Raw genomic sequence first — 18045 nt, forward strand, 5'->3', positions numbered from 1 at the left:
TTTTGTTATTTTAAAAACCTTACTTTTAAGTATAATCAATACTGTTCAGGAGTCATTATAATAGCAAGGAAGTTATATATGAAATTAATAATTGTAAAAACCGCCACATATCTAAGTTTATTTCTACCTTTTATTTCTAACTCAACCCCTCCCAACATCGATAAAGCAAAAGTCATTAACATTGAAGCTCCACTTAAAAACCATATTTCATTCAATACTTTTGAGAGTTTATCTTCCAATGAAGACGGTTTAGTTTTTAACAATGATATAAACAGCAATAGCAATCTTAATAATAAAGCTGCCAAGCTTATATTTGCTGAAGTAACAGGAAATGAAGAAAGCCAATTACAAGGAGTTTTAGGCATAAAAGGCCAACGGGCTAACCTAGTTATCGCAAACCCAAATGGTATTTCATGGAAGAATGGCATAACTAATAATATAAATAGTTTGTCATTAGTAGCAGGAAAGTTTGAAAGGCAATATATCAAAAATAAAGAAAAAGATAACCAACTTGAACCAAAAAAATTAGAGGACTACAGCCAACTAAAGTTTTCAACCCAGCCAGATAGCCTTGTCACCATTACTCAACAACAAGGTAACCCTATATTATTGTCAAAAATAAATGTATTCGCTGACCAAATAAAGCTACAAAACACTCTCAATATCAATGCAGCTATACAAAATTATATTAGTGCATCCGGTATCGGTACACTGTCACCTAGTGAAGCAGTCATTAAATATAGCTCAAAGTTTAAAACAGACATTCCTTACATCCAAGGAAACCAATTTGAACTGGACGAACAAGCAAAATTAACTGGGAGAAATATTACACTTGAGAGCCATCAGTACCAATGCCAAGATAACTTCCTTTGCCCACAAAATAAAATTGATATTAAAGGCCTTATCAGTGCAATGAGTCTTTCAGTACGTGGAGACGGTGATATTATGCTTTCAGATAAAGGTGCTATAAAGATAGGTAAAAACCAACAAATACTCATCGCTCAGCCACCCCAGTAATACCAATCTTACGAAATAACAAACAAAACGGCCTCCGAATAAGAGGCCGTGTGTTAATTCAAATTTGGGCTTAAGTTACATCCAAACGAACCATGCAAACAGTGAAATCACTATGATACAAGCAACGTTCAACACTGCCCCAACCCGCACCATTTCGATTTGCCTAATATAGCCAGAACCGAACACAATCGCATTTGGTGGTGTCGCAACTGGTAACATAAATGCACAAGATGCACCAATACCAATGATCATCGTTAATACAATAACTGGCATACCTAATGCCTCAGCAACTGTCGCAAAAATAGGCACTAATAATGCCGCACTCGCTGTATTACTGGTAAATTCGGTTAAAATGATGATAAAAGCTGTGACGGCGATAATAATCACAAACCAGTGACTTTGGCCAAATGTTAATTGCATCCAATCTGCCATGATGCGGCTCGCACCTGAAGAGCTTAAAATTGCGCTCAGGGTCAAACCTCCACCAAATAACATTAGCACGCCCCATTCAGTATTCTTTTGAATTTGCGCCCAACTAGCTACGCCAGAAATACCAATTAGGATCGCGGCACTGACTGCAATAATAGTATCTAAGTCTTTAACACCACCGAATGCATCACTGATAAATGTACTGGTGATCCAACATACAACAGCTAATAAGAAAATAACCATTGTTGTTATGCGTTTACCATTCCATTCCACGTGTTCTAATTCAATTTCAAAACGGTGTTTAAGATTAGGACGCAGCATCATATACATCAATACAAACATCATTGGCAGTAATACCATCATGATAGGAATACCGTATTTCATCCATGATAAGAAATCTAACCCTAATGCAGCAGCTGCGATCGCATTAGGTGGGCTACCAACAATGGTTCCCAAACCACCAATACTGGCACTATACGCAACACCCAATAATACAAATACAAAAGTGTTACGTTCATGGCGAACATCTAGGTTAGATAAAATACCCAACACTAACGGTAGCATCATAGCAGCAGTTGCAGTGTTACTGATCCACATCGACAGTAAAGCTGTAACGCCAAATAATAATAAAACAGCAACAGACAAGCGACCGCGAGCTGCCATCAGTAAACGATTAGCAATTAGCCTGTCAAGACCTTGAATGTGCAATGCTGTTGCTAATGCAAACCCACCAAAAAATAAAAAGATAATTGGGTTCGCAAAAGATTTCAGCGCATCACCTGTATTCATTAACCCAAGCACTACAGCGAGAATTGGAATACATAAAGCAGTGATTGTAACGTGAATAGCTTCGGTCAACCAAAGCACGCCAATAAAGACCATCATAGCGAGGCCTGCATTAGCTTTGTCATCAAATGGCAAGTATTTCAACAGTAACAGCAATAGTACGATATCAACCGCTAAGATTATCCAACCCCGCTTGTTTGATGGACCAGGCCCTACTGCTGGTGTTAAAGATTCAGAAGCATCCATGTAAACTCCATAGCTCGGAAGCAAATTCAGTTTCGAGTTTTATTGTTAATATTTATTTACGAGAAGTGAAATATAGAGTTAATTTATTAGGATGAAAATGTGGATACTCCAAAATTGCGATCTATGTTGTGTAATTTAGCTATTTTTTCATTGTAATGACAATAAATAATCGACTTTATCGATTAAAGTAGCTTAGATATGCTGCCCTAAGTCCCCGATAGAAACAAGCCTCGCTAAGCTTAGCATCTTATGTCAGCCAGCCTAACAACACTGGCTGTATTTTAATCCATAATTAACAATTACTGTTTTTCATTAAATAAAGAAAAAACCTGTTCAGATGTATGTTTTTGAAGATGTTGATTTGTTGCGTCACTGGTTAAAAATGATTTCTCACTGCTAAAAGGCGCCATCACTTCAGTTAACCTAGATATACTAAGATCACTAAACTCCCCTTTATAAGGGGCACTCTCAAGCTTTTTTCTTAAACTAACTTCAGTACTCAATCGACTTTCAAATGATGCTTTCTGAATCAGTTCATCCACGTTGTACGAAGCAAACTTATTAATACAGTTTATCTGTAAATGTTTATGAGTTTGAGATTGTTCTCCGAAAACTTGGCGTAACATTAATATTGTCCCCGTACTGGGGTCAGTTAAAAGCAGATCATCATTGTACTGATTTACTAGTAAAGAATCTAAATCATCAACAGGCAAAGAGATTGTATCTATTAAAGAGTCATTTGCGTAATTATCAATAACAATTACCTTATAGTGCCGCCAAACAGATCTGATTAATACATACCTACCTAGTCCCTCACCTCCGCTCAATACTAAATTTTTAACATTAGAAATGACTGGAGGAATAAGTATTCCATTCTCTTTTTTTGCTTGGATAATTAATGATGTCCCCACAGGGCTAGGTTTATCCTCACCATTTAAAATTATATCATGATAAAGTATTTCATCATTTTCTGTAAAAAGAAGCACCCCTGAATTGACTCTTTTGACACTTTTAAACTTAGTATTAGGATGTAATTCAATAATAGAAGGCAAGCTAGAAACCTCCTTAATTTGGTAACCGGAACCAAACGAGTCTCTTAACTGCTCAGGAGTTGCGTACTTTTGTATGTAAATTTTACGACTAACTGTATCAAAAATAAGTACACCGGAGTCGTCCTTATTTCTACCTAATAATTTTAGTGTGTTTCCTGTTAACAATTCTTGGGCGATAACAACTTTGTTATCTACATACCATGCAGGTACCGTATCCTTACCATTTGACGATTTAATACCGAATAATGTCAGTATAGGCAAGTCACTGAATAATTCATTCAAACTATCCCACCAAAAAGGGTGTTGCTCAAACCAAAAAGTATTAAGTGCGACTTGATGTGATTTCCCATCTGCATTTATTTGATAGACTATTCCATAAACATCTATGGCTAAAATACTTTTTTCCCAAAGAATAACATTTTTTAAATCAGGTATCTCAATACTCTCCATGACTGATGACGTTGAGTTTAAATTTTGTTTTTCAAAACTTTCTTGGCGATAGATTATTTTATTCTTATCATTATAAAAATAAAATACTTCATTTCCTTTTTCATCTAACAAGCCCCCCACTAAAAATAAATTAGAAAGTAGAGATGTATCCTCTTTAGTCGGATTTAATGATAAACCACCTCTTTCTCTTATGGAATTATAATTAGGAATTATTATTTTATCATTTTCTATAAAATACCAATAACGCTGTGATACCTTACCTTCACTTTCTTCTGATATCATAACTATCTTTGCTAATTCAGAAGTAGTATAGTTTGATATCCGACCATTGTCTGTAATACCTACCATATGTTCAGCTAAAAAAGACACCGTTTTATTTGATGATATCTTATCAAATAATTCAGAGGGATTTTCTTGTGATATCACATCAATGGTAATACTCAACAACTGTATTTTATTATTATAAAATAAGTGGGTAGTTTTAACTAAATTACCTTTTACCATTATTTCACATGAAATATAAATACTTTCATCCTCTTGCCATATATCAATAATTTCAATTGAAGCAGTTTCCGGATAGGTCATTTTATACTCAGACAGAATATCTCCGGAGCTAATATCAACCCCCAACATTACATTACTTTTTAATACATAAAAGTATGCCACTTCGTCAAGTGCCGTTCCAAGGACCATATTATTATTTTTATATTTTTCTGAATTAATGAATATAAATCGTTCTTTATCCATTTCAAAAAAAGCACGCCCGACGTTTATCTCATTGTGTTTATAATTTTCTATAACTATATATTTTTCATATAATTTATTTTCATGAGATAATTGCCTAAGATGACTAACAAGCGTTTGCTGACTATTTCCCCATTGACTCGCATCTTCACTGACAACACTCACTGTTAATGCTTCAAAATTTACTTTGCTCAACTCATTATTTTTATCTAATACAAAAATATTATCTTTATTTAAATAAGATGAAATTTCTATTTCAACACCACCGATATTCAGGCCATTTTCCAGAACCTTAATGCTTGGGTTATTCAGTTGCTCTGTATTTATCACCCAACGAGATGCCTTCCCATCATCATCCATTAACTTAATTTTAACGCCTTCTTGTATGCTTATTTGATATTCACCCCCACCACCTTGGATTTCATATTTTATATACCCATGCCATTCCTTGGCTAATTTTGGAACAAATAAATACCTATATTGTTTATCTAACCTAACTTCAATTGGTGTATCAACATATTCATGGTAAATTTGTGTAATTGTATTCTCACTCGGGAATATATAAAAATCATAATCAAAGTTATCTTCATTTTCTAGGCGCCTAATCACATCAAAACCGCAATCATGGCGCATTGTTGCTCCTGGCCATAAGTTATAATTATATTTAATATACGATTTAGGTATGACTGGCAAAATTAGCGCTTCTACATTTTCGGTCTCTAATTTATGTACCTTATTTTCATAGCCTATCCCATCACGAATATTAATCGCTTTATCTTTATCAATTACCATTGTAGGGAAATTGCCACCCCAAAAAATATAATTTCTCCTTCCACCACCGGCTGATACTGAACTGGTTCGATAAATATATTGGCTATCAAACTCAATTTGCTTCGACCTTAAATCAATTTTTCTAAATACCGCACCAAAACGAGGCACTAACGCTTTTTTGTCACTTAAATAATCATATCCATTACCTTTATAAGCTTGATCAAGAGCATAAAAATAACGACCAACTGCTTTTGCATTATCACCTATAATAGCAAAATTACGTGCTAGCCCCGCAAACCCAATGCCAAGTCCTGCGAATATAACACTCGCACCTCCCAAAGCCATCGAGGTACTCGCTGCACCTAAAAAACCTGCCCCCGCACTACCAGCCCCTGCAATTAGCCCTACTGAATCAAAAGCTAATTGAGTACCAAACACCACTTTTTGAGATTCATTTTCTGCATGTTCTAGTTCATAAATATCAAAGCCAACAACTGCACCATTAAAAATTAGCCCTACACCTTCATTTGCTACATTAGCTAAAGAAAAAGAAAAATCACTAATTACCATCGCCGATGTATTGGATTCTTCGATTAATACTGTTTTAACTAATTCCGTTATTTTCACTGCATCGGTCATTGTCCCATGAGCCGTCATCGTATAGTTAACATAGCTATGCAATTTAAGTGCTAATGATAAATTAGAGGAGTTCTCGTTATCTTCACTCAACTTTTTCGTTCTATTTTCAGCCCATTGAATTATAGATTGTATTGCTATTCCCGCATTTAAGCCTTCAATAGGTACTGTATTGATATCCCCCCCTTTTGGAACCACTTTATTTTCATTAATATAATAATATTGCTCAAATGCCAGCATATTTTTTTCATAGTAATTTTTAAATGCCATTAATGAGCTGTCTGTTGTTTCAGCCCAATAGGTTGATTGTGGATCATCTTTATTAATGAATTGAATCCGATAGTGGTTATCTTCAATTTCCTCGATATTTGAAAATAAAGGAAGCCAACTTTTCCCTAACCGATGTTCAGATGATATTTTTTCTATCGATTTACTTAGTGATTTCCCCCACTGCTGTGCATCTAAAATAGTAAGTGATGTTTTTAACTGAATATCTACTTCGACTATATCCTGTCGTTCAATTAGTTGAACAACCGATTGTTGGCGCTCTGAAGCTGTACTGAGAGACTCTACATCACTTAAATTGTCAACATTTAAATAATTACCAACAGGAACTAATGCCATATCATCATTGACAATTGTCAGCACTGAAAAAGTAGGCGTACTATCTGTACCAAAGGCAGAATAATACTTCGCCATTTGGTTATCTATCATAAACTTATTTACCGCAGAAAAAAGAGATTTGCTTTTATCAAAAGAGAATAACCCAAAGTTAGGGTCATAAAAATAATATAGTGTATAACCATCCGTAACTGTTTTACCAATCAACATGGAATGTGTTCTTGTATTTACTGCAAACATCATATTTTTTTCTTTTAAAGTTAATAAATTTTTTATGTCATTTAAGTCCATATATCCATGGGGAATTGAAGCCTCTACTGCACTAATATTAGAATGTAATTTAGCTAATGCTGATTTAAACAAAACAGAATCCGTTTCGTTGGGGGTTGCTGAAGCAACAAATAACCTATCAATTAATAAATTAGCGCCCTTTGTTCCTCGGTTTGATAATGCAACTGACATGGCCCTAACTAATGGATAACACCGCCCATTAGATGTATCATCAGCTAGCATCAAATAGAAATCTTGTGGTGCAAGGCGATTTGTTATACTACCATTTAAATAAAAAAGCTCGCTAATTTTTTCCGTTTTATTTAATATATTATCGATATATTCTTTATGCTCAGACTCTTCTATTTTTTTATATAACGCCCCTCTATCTAATGCAGTTAAATTTTGATTTACATATATTTCTTTCATTTGTAGAGATGTCATATCATCCCTAACTAAAGCTATGCTAATCTCACTAAATTTTTGCATCCCATTATTAAAATCTATTTTGAATTTTATATTAGCTGAGTTTTTGTGGATATAAACCAAGTTATGATAACGGTTTGTAATTAAAAGATCAGACTCGATATTTCGTCGTTTAATTGACTTACGTTCAATAACCCAATCCATCCCTTTTTTTTCTTTGACTTGATACCACAGCCAACTCCGCTCCGCATCCCGAGTTTCTAAAAGAAGCGATTCATATTGTTCTGTTATAAATAATAAATACATTCTATTTTTGGCTGTTTTTGTTTTTAAAACATTAATTCTATTTCTTTCTTTTACCTTGTTAAGACTTAATGATTCTAAATGTTTTAATTCAGATTCCCATTTTTTTAAAAGCTGTTTAAGTAAGATTGAGTCAGACTTAATTTTATTGCTTATATTATTTATTATTACCACCCAAGGATTAGATGCTAAGTTATCTAATGAAAAATCGTCAAATTCAAAATTATCTTTATTTATATCATTTGTAGAAATATTATATAGCTTTGCTAAATTCAATATTCTCTTGTGTAACCTACCCCTATATTCTATAAATTTTCGCTTTTTGTATGATAGAAAATTAACACTTGCATGATAGCTATCTAATGGTTTGTTTTCATCTCGAAAAATAGGGATAGCAATATTGCCCTCTATTTTATATTTTTGCTTTTGTAATAAAAGTTGCCATTTACCGTTAATATATTGCATATATGCTGTGGCAATTCCTCCGTGACTCCCTTCTACTCTATAGTCATTATAGTCAATAGCCATAACGACATTATCATAGAGGATAGAACTATTAGTTCGCCTATCTTGATAAACCCGATAACTCTCTGAATTTAAGTCAGTTACTATTATTGAGTGACCTGAAAGCGTCCCTGTAAATAAAAACTTTATTTCTTTTGCATTTTTAGGGATATCTATATAAATAGGTCGCTTATTATTATCGTTTATTCTGTTACACCCTAAAAAATAACTTTCAATACTTTCTCCATTCCTAAGTACGTCAGAACCACTGACATATTCCATACTATAAGCGCCATCCGCAACCTTAATGAATTGTATTCGACCTTCTGTAAATTGCTGCTCAAAATGTGTTATGCTATCAGTATTAATGGCATTTCTTTGAGTAAACTCGATAAAATTAGACGTAATTAAATTAATATCATTGCTTTTAATTAGTTCTTTTCCTATTTTTTTTTGCGCATCATTTATTACAATCATTAAATACCCATCCCTATTGAATACAGGTTAAAATTAATATAAAAACAGTTAAACACTATTAGTTATAAAAGATTTAAGCAATAACTCATTAGGTAATAGAACTAAAATAAGAACTAATTCAGCTGGTAGAAAATAATATATTAATTATTTAAATTTATTATCTATGAATAGTAGATAAAAAAGGGAAGCCTAAGCTTCCCATGTAATAATATTATTAAGGTCAAACTAAATTAAGCTTGGCCTTTCACTTCTTTCAGGCCATTGAATGGCGCATTTTTGCCTAATGCTTCTTCAATACGAATCAGCTGGTTGTATTTAGCAACACGGTCAGAGCGGCTCATAGAACCGGTTTTGATTTGGCCTGCTGCTGTACCTACAGCTAAATCTGCAATAGTTGCATCTTCAGTTTCACCTGAACGGTGAGAAATAACCGCAGTATAACCGGCATCTTTCGCCATTTTAATTGCAGCCAAAGTTTCAGTTAACGAACCGATTTGGTTGAATTTGATCAGAATAGAGTTAGCAATACCTTTATCGATACCTTCTTTTAAGATCTTAGTGTTCGTTACAAATAGGTCGTCACCAACCAATTGGATTTTGTCACCAAGTACTTTAGTTTGGTATGCGAAACCGTCCCAGTCAGATTCGTTCAGGCCGTCTTCGATAGAAACGATTGGATACTGTTTAGTCAGTTCTTCTAAATAGTGAGTAAACTCTTGTGAAGTAAAGGTTTTGCCTTCACCTTTTAACTCGTAGTTACCCGTTTCTGCGTTATAGAACTCAGATGCTGCACAGTCCATCGCTAGAGTAACGTCTTTACCTAATACATAACCAGCTTGTTCAACGGCTTCTTTAATTGCGGCTAAAGCTGCTGCGTTTGATTCCAAGTTAGGAGCATAACCACCTTCATCACCAACTGCTGTATTCATACCTTTAGATTTAAGTACTTTAGCTAAGTGATGGAAGATTTCAGAACCCATACGAACCGCTTCTTTCAGTGTTGGTGCACCAACAGGCTGGATCATAAATTCTTGGATATCAACGTTGTTATCTGCATGCTCACCACCATTGATGATGTTCATCATAGGTAAAGGCATAGAATATTGACCATGAGTACCATTCAGATCAGAGATATGCTCATACAGAGGCATGCCTTTTGCTGCTGCTGCTGCTTTTGCGCTTGCTAAAGAAACAGCCAGAATTGCGTTTGCACCAAATTTAGATTTGTTTTCTGTGCCATCAAGGTCAATCATGATTTGGTCGATATTGGCTTGATCTTTTGCATCTTTACCAGTTAGGGCTTCTGCGATTGGGCCATTTACAGCGGCAACTGCTTTCAGAACACCTTTACCCAGAAAACGTGCTTTATCACCGTCACGCAGTTCCAGTGCTTCACGAGAACCTGTAGATGCACCTGATGGTGCAGCTGCTAAACCAACAAAGCCGCCTTCTAAATGAACTTCAGCTTCTACAGTTGGGTTACCACGAGAGTCAATGATTTCACGGCCGATCACTTTAACAATTTTGGACATTAGGTTTTCCTCAGTACAAGTTAAATTTCGGGAAGCTGGCACACCTGCACCGACTTCCCCATATCTTATTTCAACTCACCTTTCTGGTACTTACCAGCGGCTTTAACAAAACCTGCAAACAATGGGTGACCATCTCTTGGAGTAGAAGTAAATTCAGGATGGAACTGACATGCCACAAACCATGGATGATTTGGATTTTCAATAATTTCCACCAATTTGTTATCTACTGAACGACCTGCAATTTTCAAGCCTGCATTTTCAATGCGTTTCAACAGTAAATTATTTACTTCGTAACGATGGCGGTGGCGTTCAATAATGGTTTCTGAACCATACATATCACGCACTAAGCTACCATTCACTAAGTGACATGGCTGACCGCCGACTCGCATGGTACCCCCAAGGTCACTCTCCTCAGAGCGAACTTCAAGGTTACCCTCTTCGTCACGCCATTCTGTAATCAACGCAACAACTGGGTATTTACAATCTGCTTTAAATTCTGTTGAGTTTGCATCTTCCATATTGGCAACGTTACGAGCAAATTCAATCAACGCAACTTGCATTCCCAAACAAATACCTAAATAAGGGATGTTATTTTCACGTGCATATTTTGCCGTCAGAATTTTCCCTTCAATGCCACGTTCACCAAAACCACCTGGAACTAAAATAGCATCCAAGCCTTTTAGTAATTCAACACCACGAGTTTCAATATCTTGTGAATCAATTAATTTAATGTTCACTGTTAAACGGTTTTTCAAACCACCGTGTTTTAGTGCTTCAATAACTGACTTATATGCATCTGGTAACTCAACATATTTACCTACCATCCCAATAGTGACTTCACCTGCAGGATTAGCTTCTTCGTAAATAACTTGTTCCCATTCAGATAAATTCGCTTCTGGGCATTCGATACGGAAACGGTTACAAATATATTCATCCAAACCTTGTGATTTTAACAATGCTGGGATTTTATAAATAGAATCAACGTCTTTTAAGGAAATAACCGCTTTTTCTGGTACATTACAGAATAACGCAATTTTTGCACGCTCATTCGCAGGGATAACACGGTCTGAACGACAAATTAATACGTCAGGCTGAATTCCAATTGATAGTAACTCTTTCACAGAATGCTGCGTTGGCTTAGTTTTCACTTCACCCGCTGCTGCAAGGTATGGCACTAAAGTTAAGTGTAAGTATAAAGTACGCTCACGACCTACTTCTGCCGCCATTTGACGAATAGCTTCTAAGAATGGCAATGATTCAATATCACCAACAGTACCACCAATCTCGACAAGAACGACATCATGGCCTTCGCCACCACGGATAATTCGGTCTTTGATTTCATTAGTGATATGCGGGATAACTTGAATTGTCGCACCTAAGTAATCACCACGGCGCTCTTTGCGCAGAACTTCGGAATAAACACGCCCAGTCGTAAAGTTATTGCGACGTGTCATTTTGGTACGGATAAAACGCTCATAATGACCTAAATCTAAGTCAGTTTCAGCGCCGTCTTCTGTAACGAAAACTTCCCCGTGTTGGGTAGGGCTCATTGTACCTGGATCTACGTTGATGTAGGGGTCCAGTTTCATAATCGTCACATTGAGTCCACGGGCTTCGAGTATAGCCGCCAAAGAGGCTGCGGCAATGCCTTTACCCAGAGAGGATACGACCCCGCCGGTCACAAAAATATAATTAGTTTTCATGCTGAACCTGAAAGTTTAGGTTTAAAAGATGATGGATATAACAGGACGGGAAAACAGTATACCCGAACCTTAATTTCGCTACAAATGTTCTAAGCATAATAAGGCTAAATTTCATCAATACTCTAATATTATCAGCAAGTTAAAAACGAAAATTATTTATCGCTTTAAAAGTAGTCATCTATGTCTGTTTTTATAGATTAACACAGTTTAAAGGCAAAAGCTAAATCCTTTCAGCTGATTATATGGCGAAAAAAATGCGATTCTGCACTAACTTTGATTTTGAATAACTATTTACTCTATCACCCGCTATTTAACGCCCAAAAATGCCACGTTATTCATTGTTTTTGAAGCTTTGTTTGGGAATGTTGAATAAATTACTTTTAGAATAAACCAACAATATCCAAATCTTAAAACGACAGATAGTTTCAATACTTACATATAATGGCTCTAAATAGTTCGCATTACAGCTAGGCAGCAAGAGAGGATATCTCGGGGAGCATACATAAGTATGTGACCTGTGTAGCCGAACGCAGCCAACAACGCTGTAGTGCGAAATATGACGAGACATTTTATTCTTGGCGCTTAACCTGCTGCCAAAGTGCTTCCATCTCCTCAAGTGTAGCACTTTCTGTAGATTTACCACTTTCAGCTAAACATTTTTCAATTTGACGAAAACGAGATTCAAATTTGTTGCATGCTTTTTGTAGCGCTATTTCAGGTTTATGCCCCAAATGGCGAGATAAATTTACTGTGGCAAATAATAAATCACCAATTTCTTCTTCAAGGCGCGTTTCATCGACAACAACCTGAGTTGCTTCCTCCATAACCTCTTCTAATTCTTCATGAACTTTACCAACTACAGGACCCAGTGTATCCCAATCGAAACCCACTGATGCACATCGTTTTTGAATTTTATACGCTTTCATCAGCGCGGGTAATGAGCTTGGAATATCATCCAGTACAGAAAACTGGGATTTCTCAGCTCTCTCTTTCGATTTACGTTTTTCCCACCCGTCAATCACCTCTGTACTGCTCAGCGTATTATCAGCATCAAAGATATGGGGATGGCGGTGCTCAAGCTTATCACTCACGGCTTGGCAGACATCATTAAAATCAAACAATGACTTTTCATTCGCCATTTGTGCATAGAAAACCACCTGAAATAATAAGTCCCCTAATTCACTTTTTAAGTCAGCAAAATCTTCACGCTCTATTGCATCTAACACTTCATAAGTTTCTTCAAGTGTGTATGGTGCGATAGTTTTAAACGTCTGTACTTTATCCCATGGACAACCGCTTTGAGGGTCGCGTAGCTGTGCCATAATAGACAATAAGCGTTCTATCTGAGGATTGGCCTGACTCATTTTTATTCCCTTTTTTCTTTGATTTTGTACGCGTTGGTTTTTATCACTGACTGATTACAAGATAGAACCAACTGAAACGATTTTTACAATGGCAGTTTTATACTTTAATTAATGCAAATTGCATGTAGACGACAAACAAAAATAGTCTGATAGGCATACACCAATGCGTAATGCAGTTACCTGAATGCCCGTTCCATGCAACTTGAAGTATGACGAGTATAATATGGGAATTCAATAAGCTATCTCCCCTTCATCAACTATCAATGACGATAAAAAAAACAAATTCGACATTTTTACCTTCATTTATGAAAAATACTGTCCAAAAAATAAGTATGGTAAGAAAAACATTAAAGAGCTAATAGCATGTTTAATAAAATTACGTATCCAGTCAGTGAACTAAACACAACGGATATCATACCAAAAAATCGCCTTAAATCTTTGTTTTCAAAAAAAAGTAAAATTAATTAGCAACTCTTCAATCAACCTTCATCCGAAAGGAGTTGGTAAAGGGTATGAAACTTGCAAAGCCTTTAGCTTTGAGAAAAGTACTCGATCAGATATCTACTTTAAAATCGGTTATATCAGTGATTTTAAAGGAATGAAGGAAGAGGCTCTAACCATACACGGAACTCCTAATGGACAAGTTTCAATGTATTCGAATAATACGGCCAATAGAAAATACTTAACGGTAAAAGAGGCGATATCTCCTATAAAATCAGTTCACAATGTTGACCTTACGGTTTCCCAAAAACCACTGCATGTCCTATCATGCTTTGGTGTTACTAATGGTGTCTATCAATCATTTGCGAATGAATTAAACAGAGAAGTCATAGGATATGGGGATGGAGGTGTGCTAAGAGGTAATGATACCTCTGAATATTTATCTAATCCCAATGTTGACCCTCTACTTTCGGTCATTGACCACAATACACCACAAGAAAAAACGATGATCGCGAGTGTTCATAAGTATTACCCTGCTCACGCAAAAAAATAGTATTTGGCTAAAGTAAAAGACCGCAGCCAACAACGCTGCGGCTCAATATCTGACGACAACCTATGATGAATGGCGTTTTGCTTCTATCACATCAGGTAACTGATTTAATTTTGCGAGTACCCTGCTTAGTACCTCAATGTTATAAAGCTCAATTGTCATATCTATTGTCGCTAGTTGCTGTTTAACATCACTACGACTACTGACACCAAGGACATTAACTTTTTCGTTCGCTAAAATTGTCGTAATATCGCGTAATAACCCACTACGATCGTTTGCGACTACCCTGACGACTAAAGAATAACCACTTGAATAGTTTTCCCCCCATACGGCATCAATAACACGCTCAGGGGCATGGCTTTGCAATTCAGCCAACTGTTCACAATCCGCACTGTGAATGGAAATCCCTCGCCCTTTGGTAATAAAACCGACAATTTCATCACCCGGGATTGGCTGGCAACAACGCGCAATATGGTGCATCAGGTTACCCACCCCTTCGACGACCACACGACCACTTCCATGAGATGGTGCCCTTGGAACTGAAGACTTACTTTCCAGCGTCTTCATCGCTGCACGGTCTTCTTCTTCTGCTGTCGCCTTATTAAACTTACTTTGTAGGAAGTTAACTAATTGGTTGATACGAATATCACCACCACCAATACCCGCTAAAACTTCATCTAATGAATGAACGTTATACCGCGCTATCAACAGCTTTTCTGCTTCTCTAAGACTAATATCGAGGTGAGATAACTCGCTATCCAATATTTGGCGACCCGCAAGGATATTTTTGTCTCTATCTTGCTTACGGAACCAGTTTTGTATTTTCGCTCGTCCACGGCTAGTGGTAACATAGCCAAGGTTAGGATTTAACCAGTCACGACTAGGATTTGGATGCTTTTGCGTAATAATTTCAATTTGATCACCCATTTGTAGTTGGTAACTAAATGGCACGATGCGACCACCAATCTTAGCCCCTATACAACGGTGACCCACATCACTGTGGATATGATATGCAAAATCAAGTGGCGTCGAACCCGTTGGCAAATCAACGACATCACCTTTAGGTGTAAAGACATAGACTCGGTCATCAAATACTTGGCTACGCACCTCATCCAGCATTTCACCAGAATCGGCCATTTCTTCTTGCCATGCAATTAACTTACGCAGCCATGCAATGCGGTTTTCATAGCTACTGCCCTTGCCAACACCCGTTGCGCCTTCTTTATACTTCCAGTGCGCTGCAACCCCTAACTCTGCATCTTCATGCATTTGACGAGTTCGTATTTGAATTTCAAGGGTTTTACCATTTGGCCCAAGTACCACCGTATGAATCGATTGATAACCATTTGGTTTTGGATTCGCCACATAATCGTCAAACTCATCCGGCAAATGACGAAAGTGGGTGTGTACAATCCCTAGAGCAGCATAACAATCTTGCAAGCGTTCGACGACAATACGCACTGCACGCACATCGAACAGTTCATCAAACGCTAAAGATTTTTTCTTCATTTTGCGCCAGATACTGTAAATATGCTTAGGGCGACCGTAGATATCAGCTTGAATACTCTCTTTTAACATATACTTTCGTAATGTCCCTACGAAGTTATCAATGTATTCTTCACGATCGATACGGCGCTCATGGAGTAATTTAGCAATTTTTTTATACTCATCAGGGTGCAAATAACGGAAACAAAAATCTTCTAGTTCCCATTTTAGCTGGCCTATCCCCAAACGATTCGCTAAAGGCGCATAGATATTTGAACATTCTTTAGCGGCTAATACGCGCTCATCTTCTGTTGCATCTTTTACCTCACGTAAATGTGCGATGCGTTCAGCTAATTTTATGACAACACAGCGGAAATCCTCTACCATCGACAGTAACATACGACGGATATTATCCACTTGTATCGAGCTTGTTTCACTCGACTGCGTGGCTTTGAGCTGGCGAATTGCGTCCATTTCCAACACGCCCTTAACAAGTTCGTTAATAGAATTACCAAACTCATCAATCACATCTTGCTCTTTTAGCTCCCCTTCTTCGACTAAAGGGAAAAGCAAAGCTGCTTGTAAGCTACCGATATCCATACTCAATGTAGAGAGTATCTCGGTCATTTCAATGCCGCGCCATAGCAATAAAGGCGCTTTTTCTTGTCCAGCTAATTTGTCATGACAGTATTGCCAGGTATGGATGAGCTTTTCTTCTGATTGCTTATTGCCCAAACCTAAACCATTAACCCAATTTTCTGGGGCAAACTCACCTGCTGGGGTAAGATGTGCACTTCTTACTGCAACCATATATTCTCCCTACCGATTAAACCTCTGGGCGACGGATAAATAACGCCATTGATTCTAAATGGCTAGTGTGCGGAAACATATCCAACATCCGCAAATGTAATAATTGATAACCCCCACCAAGCAAAACCTTGCTGTCCCTAGCTAATGTTGTAGGGTTACATGAAACATAGACAATTTTTTCTGGCATCAGTTTAATTAAATGTTCCATTACACCAGCAGCTCCGGCCCTTGCAGGGTCTAATAACACTTTATTAAACCCTTGAGCTGCCCATGGCTGTGTATGAATTTGTGCTTCTAAGTTCTCATTATAGAATGCTACATTATAAATAGTATTGAGCTGAGCGTTGTTTCGTGCTTGTTCGACTAAATTTTCAACACCTTCAACCCCAACGACAGATTTCGCTAGCCGAGCAATAGGCAGTGTAAAATTACCCATTCCACAAAACAGGTCTAATACCCTGTCTTCACTGTTGATATCCAACCATGCTAACGCCTGCTCGACCATTTGTTGGTTAACTTGCGCATTAACTTGAATAAAGTTTGACGGATTAAATCTCAACCTTTCCCCTGCGACTTGATATTCAGGTAATGGGGAAGCCTCAGTCAGCGTATGTAAGTTTTCATCATTACCTGCTAACCAGATAGACACTCCGTGCTGATTTTCAAAATCAATGAGTTTTTGTTTATCTGAAGATAGCAAAGGAGCCAAATGCCGGATCAATACAACTTTGCAGTTATCCGCATAAATTAATTCAACATGCCCCAGTTTCGCGGCAATACTGAGTTGGTTGAGGCATTGTGAAAGCGGCTCAAGCAATATGTCTAGATCGGGTGATAAAACAGGACAATGTTTTATATCAACCAAAGTATTCGATTGAGTTTTTCGAAAGCCCATGACTAACCGATGGCTTTTAGAATGGTATTGCAAACCCAAGCGTGCTCGTCGACGGTAGCCATATGACTCACCGCTGATAACCGGGGTTGCTGGTTTATCTACCCCCGTTTCGCGTAACATTACATACTGTAAAGCAAGGGCTTTACTCTCCCTTTGTAGTTCAATATCAACATGCTGTTGTTGGCAACCACCGCATTGTTCAAAGTAACCGCAGCGTGGCTTAACCCTTTGTGGATTGGTACTCAACCGCCTAATAACCTTCGCTTTTGCAAAATGACGTTTATCTTCTGTTAATTCAATCTGAGCTTCTTCATTAGGCAATAAGCCTGCCACAAAAATCGTTTTGCCATCGACACGAGCGACACCTTGCCCAGCAGCATCAAGGCTTTCAGCAATAACCGTTATTTGACGGCGTGAAGTAGTACGGCGGTTCGGAGAGTAAAATTGAGCCATAAGTAGTCACTACGGAGTATTAAGTTATAAAAATAATGATTGCCGTTTTTCCCGTTTCAACACGTTGCTTTTTCCGCCTA

At 37.2% G+C, this 18045-nt stretch carries 9 protein-coding genes; 2 read left to right on the top strand and 7 right to left on the bottom strand.

Features of this window, described 5'->3' with window-relative positions; genetic code table 11:
- Positions 1–78: 78 nt before the first annotated feature.
- Positions 79–1017 (top strand): filamentous hemagglutinin N-terminal domain-containing protein, encoded by a 939-nt coding sequence (locus tag P3L56_RS15775; RefSeq protein WP_042848169.1) that lies wholly within the window; start codon positions 79–81, stop codon positions 1015–1017.
- A 75-nt stretch (positions 1018–1092) separates the two neighbouring features.
- Here the strand turns inward: P3L56_RS15775 and P3L56_RS15780 are convergent, their stop codons facing one another.
- From P3L56_RS15780 to mazG, 5 genes are all read right to left on the bottom strand, one after another.
- Positions 1093–2478, bottom strand: a complete 1386-nt coding sequence (locus tag P3L56_RS15780) for an SLC13 family permease (protein ID WP_272686214.1) — start codon at positions 2476–2478, stop codon at positions 1093–1095.
- Positions 2479–2777: 299 nt separating this feature from the next.
- On the bottom strand, positions 2778–8732 hold the full coding sequence (locus tag P3L56_RS15785; protein WP_198860867.1) for a TcdA/TcdB pore-forming domain-containing protein: 5955 nt from the start codon (positions 8730–8732) through the stop codon (positions 2778–2780).
- A gap of 230 nt (positions 8733–8962) precedes the next feature.
- Positions 8963–10264 (bottom strand): phosphopyruvate hydratase, encoded by a 1302-nt coding sequence (gene eno / locus P3L56_RS15790; RefSeq protein ID WP_042848174.1) that lies wholly within the window; start codon positions 10262–10264, stop codon positions 8963–8965.
- A 65-nt stretch (positions 10265–10329) separates the two neighbouring features.
- On the bottom strand, positions 10330–11967 hold the full coding sequence (pyrG, locus tag P3L56_RS15795) for a glutamine hydrolyzing CTP synthase (protein WP_042848176.1): 1638 nt from the start codon (positions 11965–11967) through the stop codon (positions 10330–10332).
- A 569-nt stretch (positions 11968–12536) separates the two neighbouring features.
- Complete coding sequence (gene mazG / locus P3L56_RS15800; protein WP_129466331.1) at positions 12537–13331, bottom strand: nucleoside triphosphate pyrophosphohydrolase; 795 nt, start codon at positions 13329–13331, stop codon at positions 12537–12539.
- A gap of 649 nt (positions 13332–13980) precedes the next feature.
- Between mazG and P3L56_RS15805 the strand changes: the two genes are divergently transcribed.
- The gene (locus P3L56_RS15805) at positions 13981–14325 is read left to right on the top strand and encodes a hypothetical protein (RefSeq protein ID WP_198860868.1); all 345 of its coding nucleotides are present in this window, start codon (positions 13981–13983) and stop codon (positions 14323–14325) included.
- Positions 14326–14385: 60 nt separating this feature from the next.
- Here the strand turns inward: P3L56_RS15805 and relA are convergent, their stop codons facing one another.
- Entirely contained in the window at positions 14386–16617 is a 2232-nt protein-coding gene (relA, locus tag P3L56_RS15810) for a GTP diphosphokinase (protein WP_042848182.1), read from the bottom strand.
- 16 nt (positions 16618–16633) lie between these two features.
- Positions 16634–17965 carry a 23S rRNA (uracil(1939)-C(5))-methyltransferase RlmD gene (gene rlmD, locus P3L56_RS15815; protein ID WP_166685760.1) on the bottom strand — a complete coding sequence of 444 codons (1332 nt, stop codon included), beginning with the start codon at positions 17963–17965 and terminating at the stop codon, positions 16634–16636.
- Positions 17966–18045: the final 80 nt, after the last annotated feature.

Origin of the sequence: Providencia sp. PROV024 (genome assembly GCF_032709665.1) — a bacterium.
GTDB lineage: Bacteria > Pseudomonadota > Gammaproteobacteria > Enterobacterales > Enterobacteriaceae > Providencia > Providencia huashanensis.

Bases quoted from the DNA above. Each gene is read 5' to 3' on its own strand.
- P3L56_RS15775 (WP_042848169.1), top strand. From the start codon at position 79: ATGAAATTAATAATTGTAAAAACCGCCACATATCTAAGTTTATTTCTA.
- P3L56_RS15785 (WP_198860867.1), bottom strand. From the start codon at position 8,732: ATGATTGTAATAAATGATGCGCAAAAAAAAATAGGAAAAGAACTAATT.
- eno (WP_042848174.1), bottom strand. From the start codon at position 10,264: ATGTCCAAAATTGTTAAAGTGATCGGCCGTGAAATCATTGACTCTCGT.
- rlmD (WP_166685760.1), bottom strand. From the start codon at position 17,965: ATGGCTCAATTTTACTCTCCGAACCGCCGTACTACTTCACGCCGTCAA.
- P3L56_RS15780 (WP_272686214.1), bottom strand. From the start codon at position 2,478: ATGGATGCTTCTGAATCTTTAACACCAGCAGTAGGGCCTGGTCCATCA.
- pyrG (WP_042848176.1), bottom strand. From the start codon at position 11,967: ATGAAAACTAATTATATTTTTGTGACCGGCGGGGTCGTATCCTCTCTG.
- relA (WP_042848182.1), bottom strand. From the start codon at position 16,617: ATGGTTGCAGTAAGAAGTGCACATCTTACCCCAGCAGGTGAGTTTGCC.
- P3L56_RS15805 (WP_198860868.1), top strand. From the start codon at position 13,981: ATGTATTCGAATAATACGGCCAATAGAAAATACTTAACGGTAAAAGAG.
- mazG (WP_129466331.1), bottom strand. From the start codon at position 13,331: ATGAGTCAGGCCAATCCTCAGATAGAACGCTTATTGTCTATTATGGCA.